Genomic DNA, 15,492 nt, shown 5'->3' with positions numbered 1-15,492 from the left:
GTCACCTGTCCTTGAGCTGCTCATGAAGGCCGCCTCGCAGCGCGAGTGGAACTGAGGCCACCCCGAGCGCCCACCCCGTCGCGGCGGCCGCACCGATGGCGAGGAGACCAGCACCCAACGTCGCCGCGACCCCGGTCAGCGGGACGCCCTGCTGCGAGACGGCCACCGCGAGCGCGGCGACGGTGGCGGCGCAGGCGAGAATCACCGACGGAACGAGAACCAGGGCCACCTCCCCCAACCCGAGGAACATGAGCTCAGCGCGGCTGCTGCCGAAGGTGCGGTAAACCGCGAGCTCAGGGCGCTTACCCCAGTAGGTGAGCAGGACCAGCAACCCGATCAGCACGCCCGCCACCAGTCCCGGGGCCAGTCCCGCGTACCGTTGCCACTGCTCCTGAGGGCTGAGGAGGGCCGAGTCGTCGACGGCGAACGGGCTGATCGCCACGCCGTGCCCTGCGAAAGAGAAATCGAGCAGGTCGCGGCCCGCCTCGAATGCCCCCGGGGCCATCCGAACCCAACACTCGCTCATCGCGAAATCGGGCGGGCGCACCACCACCACATTGGCTCGGAGCCGGGCCGGCTTCACCGAATCCGGCGTCCGCGCGTCGATGCGATGGGAGTTGCCCTCCGCGTCGTAGAGCACCATTCCCACGGCAGCGAGCCCGGTGTCGGCGAGGTCTGACCCCGCAACAACATCTCCAGGTGGTTCGGCAACCGCCCAGGCAGCCCAGAGTCCGGGGGTCGCGACATCGACGGTCACGCCCCGCGCCCCTTCGAACGCATGCCACTCACGCTGCTCCTGCCCGACGGCCCCGGCGCCCACCACCCCAGGCTGACCATTGAGTTGGGCGCAGATTCTGGCCGGCACCGGCTGCCCATCCGAATCGGCCTGAATCCACCAGACACTTCCTCCACGGACCAACTCACCCTCGTGCTGGTTGAGGACGCTCGAAGCGGACACGACGGTGGCAACCCCGCACACGGCGAGCACTGCGGCTGTGACCACTGCCAGCACGGCATGCCGGGGACCGAGGTTTCGGAATGCCTCGCGCAGCAGAAGACCCGGATGCCACACAGTTCAGCCTTCCCCCAGGGATCCGTCGGGCCGGATCCGCACGATCCGGTCCGCCATCGCCCCGATGCGCTCATCGTGGGTGGCCAGGAGCACCGCCGTGTGGCCGGCCGTCGCGAACAGCGCCTCCGCCACCACGTCCGCGGTGCGGGCGTCGAGGTTCGCCGTCGGCTCGTCGGCGAGCAGCAGGCTGGGGCGGCAGATCAAGGCGCGGGCGAGAGCAACGCGCTGCGCCTCGCCTCCGGAGAGCGTTCGCGCATCTCGTTGATCCGATGGATCCAGCCCGACGCTGAGCAGCAACTCGGTGGCCGTGGCATCGGCGGTGCCCGACGTGGAGCCCGCGGCCAGCGCAGGGAGCGCCACGTTGTCCAGAGCACTTCGCCGTGGTAGCAGGTTGACGCTCTGGAGGATCCAAGCGATCCGCAGCCGATGGCGATCCTGCACCGAGCACGCGATCCCATCGATCTGCACCCGCCCCGTCGTGGGAGCCGCGAGAAGACCCGCGACGTTGAGAAGTGTTGTCTTGCCCCTCCCTGAGGCCCCCATCAGGGCTACCGACTCCCCTGATGCCACCGTCAGATTCACCCTGTCCAGTACGGCCCGGTCTCCCCCCGCGTACCTGAACGCCACGTCGACCAGCCTCAGGGACATGTGGCCTCCGGTACGACCTCCAAGGGATTGACAAGGACCCGCGCGCCCTCGCCCAGATCAGGTGCGATCAGGGCGCTGCCGTCGATCGCCGAGCCGATCAACGTCACGGTGGCAGGGCTGTGGTCACCGGCCAGCAGAACGCAGGACGTACCCGACGAGTCCAGCACCAACGCCGCCGGGGGCACTGCCTGCCCCGGCTCCGGATCGGTCAATGCCACTCTGCCATCCACCGTGACATTCCCCGTCGTGTCCGAGGGGGGAGTGGTCTTCTCCTCGACGGCGCCATCGGCATCAGAGGCCGAGCCTGAATCCGCTACAGGATCCAGCAAGGTGGCCAACGCGGCTTCGTCGACAAGCGTCCAAGCCCCCTCGCTCAACATGACATCGTACGAACTGCCCAGGTAGGAGAACCGGTACGCTCCATCCGGCCCACCGCCCTCCACTTCAAACTTCAGACCCTCGACGGTCGTCACTCCGTCGAGGAAGGCCGTACCAGGGGCCGGCGCCGGCTGCCCGACGCGCAGGGAGACGGAGCCGACGCGGTAAGTGTCGGTTGGGAGCAGGATGAACCACCGCGGATCCAACACTCCGGTGGGCGACATCCCGAGCGATTTCTCGTAGGCGCGCACAGCCGAGGCCGTTGCACTCCCGAAGGTGCCCGACACCGACAGAGATGCTCCGGGGACGAGAAAATTGAGAAGTTCCTGGGCCACCTTCACATCGGCACCCTTGTCTCCCCTCGACAATGACCTGAACAGTGCAGTGCCGGCGAAGTAGGCACGCAGCGTCACCCCGTCGACATCCACGATTGCGCTGCCCGTTCCCAACTCATCCGAGCTCCCGGCATGGACAGCGGTGACAGTGCCCGCCGAGCCGTTCCACAGCACCGGCTCCGGCGCGACCCTGCGACCCGTCAGCGACGCCGCAGACGAGTAGTCGAGTTGCGCCTCGCGGACCTCGACAACCACCGGTACCGGCGGTGCATCGAGCGCCGCCAACTGACCGCGAAGCGCCAGTGCCAGCCAGGCGCCCGCGCCGATCAAGACCGCCACCGCGATGAACACGGTGACGGGGTACAACCACGACCGACGCCTCACGGGTTGTTCGCGTCTCCCTTGGGCCAGACGCCGCGGTAGCGCTCCATGCACGCCATGGCCTCAATCTCCTCTGGGGTGTCCGACAACTGCTCCCAAATGGCCTTGACGAAGACCCGCGAATCGTTCGTCCCGGCATCCAACCCTGTGACACCGAGGTCCCCCAGGCACTCCATGAGTTCTCGCATCACCGCTTCACGCTCGCTACCCGAGACCCGTTTGGTCTCCTGGTATGCGTTCACAATCTCGTCCATATGCTCCGCATAGCACTCGTTGTAGGCTTCATCGAGCTCAGCGTCACGACCCTGTGTGTTCTGGATTTCCATGGCGTAGTCGTTCGACAGCTCGCTCCAGTCAACGCGCGCATCGAATCCCTTGGAAACGAGGCAGTCCGCACCTGCCTGCCACGCCGCGCGATACTCGGCCTCGCTGGGTTCGCGCACCTCTGGCGAAGACTCGGAACACCCGGCGAGAGTCAAGACCGCGATGACACCCAGTGCAGATGCACTCGCCACCCGCCTAGCCCAGCCTTCGACCCACCCTCGCCTCAGCACGTCAGGGACTTCTGCCCACTGACTCTCGAGCCCTCACCATTGTCGGTGGATCTTGCCCACTGCTTGCCGCGGTAGGTCTTCGTGCCCGTCCCGTTGCAGTTATAGGAGGCCACCGGGCTGGCGAGGTAGGTAGAGCCGGCCGACGCAGGTGAGTACACCATGGACCCCAGACTGCCCCACACGACCGCGAGTCGCTGATTCTGGGCGCCAACCTTTTCCCCCACGGCAGCCGTGCAGGTAAGCACGGTCTGCGTCTTGACGTACACCCCATCGGTCCACGGCACGTATCCATCGAGCGTGCAGCGCGAGTCAAGCGCCTCGGCCGGCGAGACGAGCGAGCCCGCCACGAATCCTGCGGCTACAACGCTGACAACCAAAGCCCGAAGCCCCATGAGCCCCAACTCCTTCGATCGAGTGGGGACGGCGGAAGTCGCCCCACAAACAGACCCTGCACGATCCGGGAGATGATTCGCGGGACAACCGCAGAACGCGGATCGAAAGTACCTGGACACGGTACAGAAGTGCCGTGAATCAGGCCGGTGTGCTCCTTGTGCATCACGGTTGCGATCCGCGCCATCCACTGTAGGCCGGCACTCTCCTACCGCCCGAGGTCCAGGTCTCGGAGCTTGGCCATGAGTTGGGGGCGCGAGTGGACGTCCAGGCGTTTCATGAGCGCCGCGACACGCTTCTTCAGCCCGGACTGGGACATGCCAACACGCGGAGCAATCTGCGCGTATGTCTGGCCGGTCATCACCTCGGTCACGATTCTCCGTTCGTCGGCGGTGAGTTGGGGAGCCTCGCCCCGGGGGCGGGGCGAGGCGGCGTCGCGAGACCGGGGGATGATGACCGCGGCTTGCGGAGACTGAACCTGGAACCCCGCTGCTGCGGCCCGGACAGCGGTGTGGAGTCGATCCGGCTGTTCGTCCTTGAAAAGGTAGCCCGAGGCTCCTGACCGGTACGCCTCGGAGACCGTCTCCGAGGTGGAGGCTGTCAGGATCAGCACGCGGGGCGGATCCGTGCCAGCAGTCAGGACGGCACACGCCTGGATACCGGTCATCTCCGGCATGCGTTGGTCCATCAGCCACACATCAACCGGCTCATCGACAGCGATGGCTTCGTCCCCGGAACGGCAGACCGCGACCACGACGAGGTCGTCCGCGCGGCCGATGACATCGGCGACCAGCCGAAGGACCAGCGGATCGTCATCACAGACGCCCACCCTGATCATGCGACGCCACTGCGGGTGTCCTGCACGAGCGGAAGACTGGCCTCAAGTACCCACACGCCGTGGGAAAGGCCAGCCGACACCAAGCCCCCTCGCGCCCGCGCCTGGTTCCCCATGCTCTCCAGCCCCAGCCCCGAGTGGCCGCCCGCTGCCCCGGCGCGGGGTGTGTTGGTCACCGCGAAATCAAGGGCATCGTCGGTGGCCTCGACCATGATCAAGCACGGCCCGTCGGGGTTCCCGTGCTTGGCCACGTTGTGCAGCGCCTCCAGCATGATCCGGCCCGCCGCGTGATCCACCGCGGTGCGGAGTGGAGCGTCCACCTCGATGCTCACCCGAACCTCGAACCCGAGCCTCTCCAACTCAGCACGCCCCACATCCACCGCCATAGACAAACCCGTGTCCCGCTCAGGGGCTGCGGGCCGACCCCCCAGCAGCTGCATGGTTCGACGGATCGCGACACTCGCCTCCCGCGCCATCTGCGCCATCGACTCCAACTGCTCCGGAGTGGCCGAACCCGCCACAACGGCAGCATCCGCCTGCATGGCCAGAACAGCAAGATTGCGTGCGGTCGAATCATGCAGATCCCGGGCCAGGTCAAGAGCACGCTCCTGGTAGTCCCGGTGCACGCGCTCCTCGGCTGCCCTCGCGAGCGCGCGACCCGCGAACCCGACCGCCCAGACCATCCCGTACGTGAACAGCCAGGTGATCGTGATCCCGATCAGGTCCCTGTCGTCCGGGTGAACCCGATAACTCACCCACCACCCCGCCGCACCACCAATTGCCGTAGCAACACCCGCCAGTCCGATCCGGCCAAGCCGGATCGCCGTCACGGTCGGCAGCGCGCACAGATACAGAGCCATTCCCGAACCGTCAGGATCCAGCCAGAGAACGACAGCCAGCCCGGGCAGCAGAAGGCCGATCCCCAACCCCAGCCAGCGCAGAGCGACAAGCGCCAACACCAGCGCCAGCACATCCGCCGCCAATGCAGACACAGAGATCCGGCCGCCCACGAACGCAAACAACGAAGCCGCAATCATCAGCAGCGCGACGGCTGACTCAGCCCCACCCCACGCCAGCAGGCGATTCACCACCATTGCACGCTTCACGAGCACCCACCCTAGGACGCCCACAACTCCGACACCCGCAAGAAGGATCTTTCGTACCCAATCCGGGCACGAATGAACCCACCCACACCCCACGGGCACCTACGTCCACCGGGACCCCTGTCTACTTGGGCAGCATGCCGATCATGGTCTCGCTCCTCGCATTGCTGCTCCTCATCGTCGCCCCCGCCGAGGCGCCCCCGCGCCCCGACGCCGAGGCCCGGGACATCTGCACGGTCTTCCCCTGGTACCCGGGCTGCTGACCGAGGTCAGCCCTCAAACGCTGAGAGAAGCCATGCCCATATGAGTGATACTCGCGCACCTGAAGGAGATCATGCAGGGCCCAGCATTCAAAGGTTCACGAAGGTACTTAAGTACCCTGAGGCGTGCAGCCGCCTATTGAAGCAGTCGACCCACGTGTTAGTGTCCGACACATGCATAGAAGACACTTCGCGACGGCATTGACATTCATCGCCGCTCTCTCACTGTCCGTGGCTGCACCACTGTCCGCCGGTGCCGCGACGGAATCAGGAATCACACCGACGTGTGTTGCCGGGGCGCGGCCTCTTGTGCGGGGAGAGCAGACGAGTCTCGATATCCTCCGTGTCGACATGCCCAGTGGCACAATTCGTCACAACAACGCGACAAAATACTACCTCGCCTATCAGCATCCAACCATGACCCGCGCTTCATGGTACGCGTCGTCCATCTCCTTGAAGGACTCAGGAACGTATGGTATTTGCGCGCCGGTCTAGTTCGATCGCAGCTGCGCTGCTGGCAGTTCTTGGTCTCTGCGGATGTGTTGCGCAGGAACCGGTTGCTGCCGCTTCCAGCTCGTCGGCGCCCGTCTTCGACCGCAATGAGCCTTGGGCGCCTTATCAGAGCATCACTCTCCCGCCGATGACAATGGAGCAGAAGCTGGAGTTCCGGCAGCAGTGGCTCGATGCGGAGTGGCAATCCGTTGTGCAGCAATGGCCAGAGCTGGCAGAAGAGGATGCACGACCGACGGTGGAACTGGTCTCGTTCGGGGATCCCCTCGGCGGAGATGAATTCTTGGCACAGTGTTTCACAGATGCTGGATACCCGGCCGTCGCGGAGGAGGGTGGAGTCAGTTTCCCGGGCGGGGTCCAGGCGTCGCCACAGTACGGCCTGGCACATTACGTCTGCTACTCGAAATTCACGCCGGATCCGCTGATGCTTCGCGATTGGAACGATGATCAACTCGGTCTCCTGTGGGAGTATCTGACTCAGTGGCGAAATCCTTGCCTGGAATCCTTTGGGCTTGTCACCAGTGAAGGTCCCGACCGCGCGTCGTTTATCAACGAGTTTTTCACAGACGGCTCCGAAGCCCGCGCTTGGGCATTCAGCGACCCCACCATCGGATCCGACAACCGAGACGACATTCTAGCGGCGTGCCCCTCGCTCCCCCGGGAACACTTCTATGGCTCCTGACATCGCCACATCCGACACGGCTCCGCCAGGTCCGCCTCGCCGATGGCCAGTGATTCTGGTCGGTGCCCTGCTGCTGGCCACCGCGGCCTTCTGGGCGGGAAGGGTCACCCTGACTCCGCCGCCCGGGTTACTTGAGACTGCGGACGAGGATCTAGTGGTCACGGTGACCGAGCGCACGATCGGCCAAACCCTCGACTACGGTGCCCGAACATCCCGCGCATCCCGAACCATCGCCACCAACGCTCTGGCTGGGGTCGTCACGGCGGCGCCGGACCAGCCGGTGGCTGTCCGCGCCGTCGGCGACGTGCTCTACGAAGTGGGGGGCATTCCAGTGCGCATCGTCGAAGGAGAGGTACCCTTCCACCGCGATCTGTCCCTGGGCATGGCCGGCCGGGACGTGGAGCAGCTGGAGGGCGCGCTCGTCGCTCTGAAATACCTCGACGTGGCAGACTCCACCTTCGACGAGGCCACCGGCCGCGGCGTGTCCGAGTGGCAGCGCAACCTCGGCGTCGCCCCTACAGGAATGGTGGGCCTCGGAGAGCTGGTCGCCGCCGACTCACTGCCCGCCGGCGTTGTGGTCGACGCGCAACAGGTCTGGGCGGGGGCGGTGCTGGGCGGCGGCGAGGTGGCCGTCTCGATGACGACAGGCGACCCGCAGTTCATCCTCCCGTTGTCACCCGGACAGATGAGCCTGGTCCCAGCGGACGCGCCGATGACGGTCGAGGGTCTCGGGCACAGCTGGCCCGCGGTATGGGGGTCGAGCCGGCCCAACGACGAGCTGGGCGCGGGCGAACTCGTGACGTTGACCAGCCCAGACGGCGGGCCGGTGTGCGGAGACGACTGCGACGCCGTGCCAGCCGAGCAAACGTGGGTGACGGTGCACATCGAAGTCATCCCCAGGACCACCGGCCCCACGCTCCCGGTGGCCGCCGTCTCTACCGACGCCACCGGGCAGGCCTGGGTGACCGTGGTCGACGGCAACGCGCGCGAACGCAGACCCGTGACGGTCAGCAGGTCGCACGCGGGGCTTGCCGTCGTCGAGGGGGTCGAGCTAGGCGAGTCTGTACAGGCCCTCGCCTCGGCCGACGTCACCCCCGAGGCGTCAGGCACATCGACGTCCTCCGCGAGGCCGTCACCGAGCGAGACTCCGTGACATCGGTGCTCTCCGTGTCCGGGCTGCGGTTCACCTACCCGAGGGGACGCGAGCCGGTCCTCGTCGACGTGTCGGCCGAGTTCGACGCCGGCGAGACGGTTGCGCTGACGGGCCCCAGCGGACGCGGGAAGTCCACCCTCCTCTACCTACTCGGGCTGCTGCTCACGCCGGACGAGGGTGAGGTGGAAGTGCACGGACGGCCCACCTCCACGCTCAACGACGCCCAGCGCTCCACCATGCGCGCCCGCCACATGGGCTTCGTGTTCCAGGACGCCGAGCTCGACCCCGCCCGCACCGTCCTGGATTCAGTGGTTGAACCCACCCTGTACGCCGGCCACCGCAGGAGGGATGTCATCGCCAGAGCGGGAGAACTGCTCGGCGCGTTCGGCGTGGAAGCCCGGGCTGATCACCTCCCGGGGCAGATCAGCGGCGGCCAGGCGCAGCGGGTGGCGCTGTGCCGGGCGCTGATGAACCGCCCCACGATCCTGTTGGCGGACGAGCCCACCGGCAACCTCGACCGCACCAACGCGGAGAACGTCTTGGCCCGCCTCGTCGGGGCCGCCAAGGACGAGTCCGTGGCCCTGATCATCGCCACGCACGACCCCTTCGTCATCTCCCGGGTCGACAGGGTGGTCGAGCTGTGAGGGCGGTCTCGCTCCTCCGGGAGGCCGTTGCCTCCGCGATGGCTGCCCGGGTCCCCACGATCCTCATCCTGCTGGCTGCGGCCGCAATGACCTTCGCCGCAGCCGCCACCTCCGGGCGCGGGGCAGCCCTGCAGGAGCAGTTGGAGCAGCGCCTGGAGGACGCCGGCGCCCGCGTGATCGCGGTCACCGACCAGGGCTCCGATGGGTTCCTCACCCCCGAAGCGGTCAGCGTCATCGCGGACCTTTCCAGCGTCGACACCGTCGCAGCGGTGACCAAGGCGTCCACGGTTACCAACGCCGCCCTCGGCTGGGGCGGGCCGACGGTGAGCGCCTGGGGCCTCGTCGGTACCAGCCCCGACGACGTGGTCACCCTCCGCGCCGGCCGTTGGCCCCAGCCTGGTGAGGCGATCGTTTCGGCCACCTCGGGCGCCACCCTCAGGATGGAGGCCCCGTCGGGGGCACTAGTCACGAGGGACAACCACACCTACGCCGTCGTCGGCACCTACGACGCGGCAGCCCCGTTCGACTGGCTCCGCGACGGCGCCATCTACGTTTCCGCGACACCCGGGGTTGGTGAGCAGGCACGAGTCATCGTCGACGATGTGGGTCAACTGGGCCCCACCGAACGCGGTCTCCGGAGGTTGCTGGCGCCCACCGACCCCGCGAACCTGGGCCTCTCCTCCCCACGGGACCTCGCCGAGACCTCCCACCTGGTGGGCGGGGACGTCCGGTTGGCCGGCTACGAGACCACCCTCATCGTCCTGCTCGTCGGCGCGCTGTTCGTGGGCGCCGTTGCCCTGGCCGACGTGCTCATCCGGCAACGCGACCTCGGCCGACGGCGAGCCCTCGGCATCACCCGCTTTGACCTCATGAGCCTGATCGTTCTTCGCGCCGCGCTGTCCACCACCGCCGGCGCGGTGCTGGGCATCGTCGCGGTGACGGCCTTCGGCATGGCCACGGAAACCATCGCTCCGCTCGGGCATACCGCCGCCACCGCCACCCTCGTGGTTGTGGCGGCCCTCGTCGCGACGGTGCCCGCAGGCATGGTGGCCGCACACCGCGACCCCGTGGCGGTACTCCGAACGGCCTGACCAGCCGCGGATGCTGTGGGATCCGATCCCTGGCCCCGCCTGCCCGCCGGACCCAGCTGGGACCTACCTCAACCCGGGCCCTGACGCGTCCTGGCCGACGAGCAGGGCGTGACCGTGGGTCGACCCGCCAGTCTGCGCGCCTGGATCACCGCATACGCCACCGCTGGCACCGCGGCCGGGGAAACCAGCGGACCGCCGCCAGCCCCGTCGACGCGGACCCGCCCACCAAGGCACCACCATCCGCTACCGGCGAGCTCAATGGCACGACACCCGCTGAGAGAAGGTCGTGCGCAGGTAACGTGATGCGCACGGTGCGCAGGCGAAGGAGGCCAGGAGTGGTGCGATTCATCCTCGAACTGATCATCGGCGTCGCAGTGGCCGCGATCGTCACCGCGGCCGTCATGGTCACGATGTTCTACCTCGGCCCCTGGGCCGATCCGCCCGGGATGGACGAACTCTGGTGGCTGCTGTCGACCGCAGCGGCCTTACTCGCGTCCTGGCGATGGTGGGCACGCCGACGCACCTCTTCGGACCGGAGGTAGGGCTCGTAGTCCTGGCAACGCTGAATGGCTTGGAGAATGTCGGCGAACCGCTCCTGATCAGATCGGGTCACAACGGCACCGCGTCGGCTAGAGCGCTGGACGACACGTCATCCCGCAGCAGTGGCGCAGCCACGACGTCAACCCTCGCCCCGAGCACCTGGCTCAACTCTTCGGCGACCCCTGCCACGCGGAGCAGGTCGTTCCCCCCGCCCGGCAGCAAGTCGACCAAGAGATCGATGTCACTGTCGCCCGTGGCGTCGCCACGGGCCACAGAGCCGAACAGTCTCGGGTTGGCCGCGCGATAGCGACAAAGGATGCCGTCCAGGGCATCGCGATGCGCGATGATCGCCGCACGCAGCGACGCGCTCTCGGCCGTCACGATGCTCATGCACCGAGGGTACCCCGCGACCAACGCGCTCGGTACTGCCGATCCCCCCGACAGCGGCATAGAACGGACGTGTGGTGGAGCGTTGCTGCAACGGATCAGGGTTCGTGAGACTGTCGCCATTGTGGCGAGGTGGAGTCAGGGACCGGGTAGGCGTGGCGGCACAGGCGGGTGTGTACTTCCGACATGAGTGATTTCGGGACCCGGATCCGGGAGAGTCTCCGCCGAGCGTCGCCAATCCCGGTTTCGGCGGTCCCGCTCGGTCCGGTCGACCGCGCCGCCCGACCGGGCCCCCAACCTGCCGCCCCTACAGTACGGCGCTGGCTGGCGGCAGCCGTTGGCATCATCGTGGCGGCCGGCATCGGACTGGCCGCCTCGGGCTGCAGCACGCCAGTCTCCGACGCGCCCGCGGCCCCGCCCAGCCGGACCACCGTGATAGTCGACCTTTACTCGGGACGGGAGAACCCGCAGCTCCCGCTCGACCCTGACGTTGCCGAGGAAATGTACCTGATGATCGGCGATAGTGCGGCTGCCGGGGAGGTGATCCCTGCCGACCCGCCGGACCCCGGGCCCGGCTTCCGCGGCTTCGTCGTCACCCCCGCCGACGCGAACCTCCCGGTGCTGCGGATCCTGCCGACGGCCGTCTATGTAGACGAGTCGGGCACCCCCGGGCGCGTCGACGACCCCGGCAGCGGCTTCTACAACCGGGTGTACGACGCCATCCGCCCGCTGCTCGACGACGCGACCCGGACCGCCCTGCCAGATTCGAACCCGGCGATCCCCGAAGTCACCGCCACGATCCCGCCCCAGGTGGGCGCAGCCGCGACCTGGACCCTCGCCGACTCCGAGCGCGTGACCGCCACGTCGACGACCGTCACTATCGAGGTCACTCGCGCAGAATGCTCCAGCGGGGTGACCGGAGCGATCGCCCAGCCAGTTGTCTCACTCGGCATCGACGACATCATCATCCGGGTCGACGCCGAACCGCTCCCTGGCAACGAGCCCCAGAACTGCCAGGGCAACGACAGCGTCCAGATGACCGTTTCCCTTCACGAGCCCATCGGCGATCGCGCCCTGGTCGACGCCGCCTGCCTCAAAGGCCCGGCAGTCCGCACCAGCTTCTGCGAAACCGGAGCCACCCGCTGGAGCCCATGACGTCGCCAAGCGACTGTGGCCCACGGTGGCCCCAGGTCTGCTTTCGCTGGTCGCTGTCACTGCGTGGTTTGCATCCTTGGCTGTGCAGCCCTCCGTCGTGCCGTGAGCGCACTCAGCTCCTCAGGTCCGAGCCTCACCTCGTGGGAAGCGGTGTCGGCAGACATCGGGTCATTTGGCTCCTGAGCCCGATCTGGTTTCGCGGCATGGACCCACTCCGACGGGCGGGGTGTTCCCAGCTACAGGGTCCGAGAGGGCTGGCCCGCTGTCAGACTGGGCCCATGGAACGCGTAATGCCGCCCGCGGAAGAGCGGTTCGACCCGATCACCGGGCGGTGGATCAACGCTCCACTTCCCGATCCCGCCCGAGCCTGGGTTAACCCAGCCGGCGACGCTCCCGTGACCGTCGTCGGCGAGATCCCGCCTGAACTCTCCGAGCACGACAGGCCACCCACCCCCGGCTCCACCGATGGAGAGGCGCGGGCCACGCGGACCCAGCGCCTGCGTTGGCTGATCATCGTCGTTTTGGTGGTCGCGGTCATCGCGCTCGGGATTGCGACACTTATCGCCACGGCGTAGACGCAGCATCAATCGCAGGCCCACGAGTTCGACGTCGAAGACCCGCCGACTCAAGCCCAGGATCACGATCGCGCGAGCCCGACCGCAGACTTCTCAAGGCGGAGCGCAGCTGGACATGCAAACGCGAGAAACGTACGCTCGGCGGCATTATGTGGGTATCTCTTGTCAAGAGGCTTCGTGGGTGTCGAGGCCGGTGAGCAGGTTGTCGTAGATCTCGGCGCGGCGGATCTGGCCCTTGGCGCAGGCGTCGTCGCGTTGGGCGAGCAGGGTGGGGCGGAACTCGATGGTGGTCTGGAAGAACGTGCAGGACCCCACCGCTGACCGGGGGCACCGTTGAGACATCAGCTGCTGCACGTCCGCCCGTCTGGGTGTTCCTGTCGCGATCGGTTCGTTGGTGACCCTCCGGCGCCGCACGCGTCCGCGTCTTCTGGTCGATGGCTGGTGAAGCAGCTGGCCTGGGTGTGTGCGTTGAGCGTCCTGGTGTTGACCGCCTGCACGGTGGACGAGCCTCGGGAGCCGAGGGTGAGGGTCACGTCCTCGGCCTCAGTCGCGGCGAGCTCACAGCAGTCGGCCACCCCGGCCGAGACAAGCCCCGAGGACACGCCCATCGTTGTTGTCCCGGTGGAGCCATCTGAGTCATCCGGAGCGACCTCTGAGCCCGGTCGGTCCGAGCCTGTTCCCGACGCGGCGCTGGCTGCTCAGATGGTATGCGAGCCGATCAGCCGCGCGACGCGTCTGAGCCATGAATCACGGTGGGGGCCTGTGGACTGGGACGAGGCCGTGCAGATCGCGGTGGGTGAAGGCCTGACCGCGGGAATCAACTGGTGGGTCGTCGTGGCAACCCCCGACGGCGTCACGGGCCGCGCCCGGCTCACCAACGCCGACAGCCTGGATGACCCTGCGGACGCGGAATGGCTGATCGCATCGGGCTGGCAGGCCTCCACTGGCGAAGGCATGGCCTCCAACGATTCCTTCTACTGGCAGTACTTCCCCCATGTGAAGTGGGACGCTGCCGGCCACGAGCGCCTCCACGCCGCCGTCGCGAAGGGCTTCGAATGTCTCGACCTCGAATACCCTGAACCCGACCCGTTGAACCGTTGACCACCGGGCAGAGCGACCATCTACCGTTCGCCGCTGGGGCAGGGAGGAGACGCCGGGGTGACTGCCTCCGATGTGATCGGGTCCCTGATCGTCGGGCTTCAGCTGTTGATGTCGCGTTCGACGTGATCGGTTCCCAGGACGTCGACGAAGTCGGAGGGGAGTCCGTCGACCCATTCCCGGGTGGTGATCCTGCTGCTGAAGGAGAGTTCCGGGGTGAGGGTTCCCGACTCCATGATCTGGCCGGTGGCGTCGAGGACCAGCCAGCGTTCCACGCCTGGACGAGACGTCGGATCGGTCATCGCGGCCCGGTAGCCGGTGACGCCATCAAGGTCGACGGTGGTCACTGTCATGGTGGGGGTGGCTGTCTGTCCGTCCTTGGTGGTCTCGGCGGCTTGGGGGTGTTCCGCGATGCGCTGCAGGACGGTGATCGCGGCTGCACGCAGCTCCGGGGGCGCGGTCTCGGTGAGCAGGATCTCGTGGATCCCCTTGAACACCCGCTCATCTGCGCTGTTGTTGCCGGTGCCTGATCTGAGTGCGGCATCCAGGGCGTCCGGGGCCGTGGGCAGGGATGTGATCGTTGATTGGTCTTGTCCGGTGAGCAACCAGAACTGCTGGTCACCGGTGCGCCGGCTCCACAGCCAGCCGTCACGGTCGATGTAGTCATCGAAGTAGGTGACGCCCGAGTCGACTGGCATCGGCTGCTGAGATGAGCCCTGGCCAGCGACGCTGTGTTGCTCCTCCACCCTGACCACGTGCAGGAACGCGTCGGGCTCTCCCACGGGCGCAGCGGCGGCCGCGACGGCCACCGGCCCCAGCATCGCTACGGCCGAAACGTATCGAGGTGACGGCAGGTTGCGGGGTGTGGCCAGCGTCGGTGAACTACTGCCAGTCACCCCAGCCACTGGCGGGTCGGCAACGGAGTGGCCATTGAGGGTCACCAGCGCCTGGAACGCAAGCCCCAGCACAGCCAGGCCCGCTACCGCGGCAGCGACCGCCGCCGGCCAGCGGCGGCTGCGGCGGATCGGCACCACACTGGCACGTGCCTGCACCTCGTGGAACACCGATTCCCGGCGCTGGGCATCGAACTCGGCATCGATGGCCTCATCGGTGGGCCGAATGGACTCAATGTCGCGCATGTCAGTCATACCTTTCCCCGGACAGGTCGCAGCACGGGTGCCGCGGCTGTGGATGGTTCCATCAGGTCGGTGAGCCGGTGGCGGGCCCGTGAGAGCCTCTTCGTGAATGCCGGCGTTGAACATCCCGCCACCGCGGCGGCACTGGTGTGGTCCAAACCGTCCCAGCCGACCAGGAGGAGGGCTTCGCGCTCCTCGTCGCTGAGGCGACGCAGAGCATCGAGGAGGAGCTGCCGGTTCACCACCAGGCTGGCCATCGACTCGTGGCGTCTGTCACGAGAACCCGCAAACAGTGCGTCGGCGAGCCGGTCGCGGCGCTGCCGCGCACGATGCTGGTCCACGAGCGCTCGCTTCGCCGTGACAATCAGCCAACCCATCGGATCGGCGTCAAGAGAGGCCAAGTGGCGCCACGCCTGGACGTAGACCTCAGCCAACACCGACTCGGCCACATCCGGATCGGCATGCCGCCGCAGATAGGCATAGACACGACGCGAGGTGCCGTCATACAACCGCCGGAAAACCTCGTCCCCTGGAGCATTCACATCCCGTATACGTTCCTCACCCA

The 15,492-nt window shown here is 67.3% G+C and carries 18 protein-coding genes; 8 read left to right on the top strand and 10 right to left on the bottom strand.

Annotated elements, in window-relative coordinates:
• Position 1: 1 nt before the first annotated feature.
• The 6 genes from ACZK5D_RS02925 to ACZK5D_RS02900 form a co-directional block, all read right to left on the bottom strand.
• Entirely contained in the window at positions 2–1,003 is a 1,002-nt protein-coding gene (locus ACZK5D_RS02925; protein ID WP_463664207.1) for a hypothetical protein, read from the bottom strand.
• A 72-nt stretch (positions 1,004–1,075) separates the two neighbouring features.
• Positions 1,076–1,720 carry an ABC transporter ATP-binding protein gene (locus ACZK5D_RS02920; RefSeq protein WP_463664206.1) on the bottom strand — a complete coding sequence of 215 codons (645 nt, stop codon included), beginning with the start codon at positions 1,718–1,720 and terminating at the stop codon, positions 1,076–1,078.
• Entirely contained in the window at positions 1,711–2,784 is a 1,074-nt protein-coding gene (locus ACZK5D_RS02915; protein ID WP_463664205.1) for a peptidoglycan-binding domain-containing protein, read from the bottom strand. Before ACZK5D_RS02915 ends, ACZK5D_RS02920 begins: the two co-directional genes overlap by 10 nt.
• 29 nt (positions 2,785–2,813) lie before the next feature.
• Entirely contained in the window at positions 2,814–3,257 is a 444-nt protein-coding gene (locus ACZK5D_RS02910; RefSeq protein ID WP_463664204.1) for a hypothetical protein, read from the bottom strand.
• 709 nt (positions 3,258–3,966) lie between these two features.
• A complete protein-coding gene (locus ACZK5D_RS02905) occupies positions 3,967–4,596 on the bottom strand; it encodes a response regulator (RefSeq protein WP_463664203.1) in 630 nt (209 codons plus the stop codon).
• Positions 4,593–5,699: a sensor histidine kinase gene (locus tag ACZK5D_RS02900; RefSeq protein WP_463664202.1), complete on the bottom strand. Its 1,107-nt coding sequence runs from the start codon at positions 5,697–5,699 to the stop codon at positions 4,593–4,595. The genes ACZK5D_RS02905 and ACZK5D_RS02900 overlap by 4 nt, the downstream gene beginning before the upstream one ends.
• Positions 5,700–6,596: 897 nt before the next feature.
• On the opposite strand from ACZK5D_RS02900, the gene ACZK5D_RS02895 reads away from it, so the two are divergent.
• The 5 genes from ACZK5D_RS02895 (at position 6,597) to ACZK5D_RS02875 (ending at position 10,578) form a co-directional block, all read left to right on the top strand.
• Positions 6,597–7,148, top strand: a complete 552-nt coding sequence (locus tag ACZK5D_RS02895) for a hypothetical protein (RefSeq protein WP_182781619.1) — start codon at positions 6,597–6,599, stop codon at positions 7,146–7,148.
• Between the two features lie 49 nt (positions 7,149–7,197).
• Complete coding sequence (locus tag ACZK5D_RS02890; RefSeq protein WP_463664201.1) at positions 7,198–8,301, top strand: peptidoglycan-binding domain-containing protein; 1,104 nt, start codon at positions 7,198–7,200, stop codon at positions 8,299–8,301.
• Positions 8,298–8,945 (top strand): ABC transporter ATP-binding protein, encoded by a 648-nt coding sequence (locus tag ACZK5D_RS02885; protein ID WP_463664200.1) that lies wholly within the window; start codon positions 8,298–8,300, stop codon positions 8,943–8,945. Before ACZK5D_RS02890 ends, ACZK5D_RS02885 begins: the two co-directional genes overlap by 4 nt.
• Positions 8,942–10,036 carry an ABC transporter permease gene (locus ACZK5D_RS02880; RefSeq protein ID WP_463664199.1) on the top strand — a complete coding sequence of 365 codons (1,095 nt, stop codon included), beginning with the start codon at positions 8,942–8,944 and terminating at the stop codon, positions 10,034–10,036. Before ACZK5D_RS02885 ends, ACZK5D_RS02880 begins: the two co-directional genes overlap by 4 nt.
• A gap of 335 nt (positions 10,037–10,371) precedes the next feature.
• Positions 10,372–10,578 (top strand): hypothetical protein, encoded by a 207-nt coding sequence (locus tag ACZK5D_RS02875; RefSeq protein WP_463664198.1) that lies wholly within the window; start codon positions 10,372–10,374, stop codon positions 10,576–10,578.
• Between the two features lie 67 nt (positions 10,579–10,645).
• On the opposite strand, the gene ACZK5D_RS02870 is transcribed toward ACZK5D_RS02875, so the two are convergent.
• Positions 10,646–10,966 (bottom strand): nucleotidyltransferase family protein, encoded by a 321-nt coding sequence (locus ACZK5D_RS02870; RefSeq protein WP_463664197.1) that lies wholly within the window; start codon positions 10,964–10,966, stop codon positions 10,646–10,648.
• Positions 10,967–11,473: 507 nt separating this feature from the next.
• On the opposite strand from ACZK5D_RS02870, the gene ACZK5D_RS02865 reads away from it, so the two are divergent.
• Both ACZK5D_RS02865 and ACZK5D_RS02860 read left to right on the top strand, forming a co-directional pair.
• The gene (locus tag ACZK5D_RS02865; RefSeq protein ID WP_463664196.1) at positions 11,474–12,118 is read left to right on the top strand and encodes a hypothetical protein; all 645 of its coding nucleotides are present in this window, start codon (positions 11,474–11,476) and stop codon (positions 12,116–12,118) included.
• Between the two features lie 278 nt (positions 12,119–12,396).
• Positions 12,397–12,693: a hypothetical protein gene (locus ACZK5D_RS02860; RefSeq protein WP_463664195.1), complete on the top strand. Its 297-nt coding sequence runs from the start codon at positions 12,397–12,399 to the stop codon at positions 12,691–12,693.
• A gap of 165 nt (positions 12,694–12,858) precedes the next feature.
• Here ACZK5D_RS02860 and ACZK5D_RS02855 read toward each other — a convergent pair whose 3' ends face one another.
• Complete coding sequence (locus ACZK5D_RS02855) at positions 12,859–13,047, bottom strand: hypothetical protein (protein WP_463664194.1); 189 nt, start codon at positions 13,045–13,047, stop codon at positions 12,859–12,861.
• A gap of 408 nt (positions 13,048–13,455) precedes the next feature.
• On the opposite strand from ACZK5D_RS02855, the gene ACZK5D_RS02850 reads away from it, so the two are divergent.
• Positions 13,456–13,794, top strand: a complete 339-nt coding sequence (locus tag ACZK5D_RS02850; RefSeq protein WP_463664193.1) for a hypothetical protein — start codon at positions 13,456–13,458, stop codon at positions 13,792–13,794.
• A gap of 98 nt (positions 13,795–13,892) precedes the next feature.
• On the opposite strand, the gene ACZK5D_RS02845 is transcribed toward ACZK5D_RS02850, so the two are convergent.
• Both ACZK5D_RS02845 and ACZK5D_RS02840 read right to left on the bottom strand, forming a co-directional pair.
• Entirely contained in the window at positions 13,893–14,930 is a 1,038-nt protein-coding gene (locus tag ACZK5D_RS02845; RefSeq protein WP_463664192.1) for a hypothetical protein, read from the bottom strand.
• A 5-nt stretch (positions 14,931–14,935) separates the two neighbouring features.
• Positions 14,936–15,492 (bottom strand): RNA polymerase sigma factor (locus ACZK5D_RS02840; RefSeq protein WP_463664191.1); only part of this gene is annotated, 557 nt, incomplete at its 5' end.

This window comes from Tessaracoccus yangjingae (assembly GCF_055326235.1).
The sequence above is the reverse complement of the archived record's forward strand: the minus strand, read 5'-3'. Positions and strand labels throughout refer to the sequence as shown.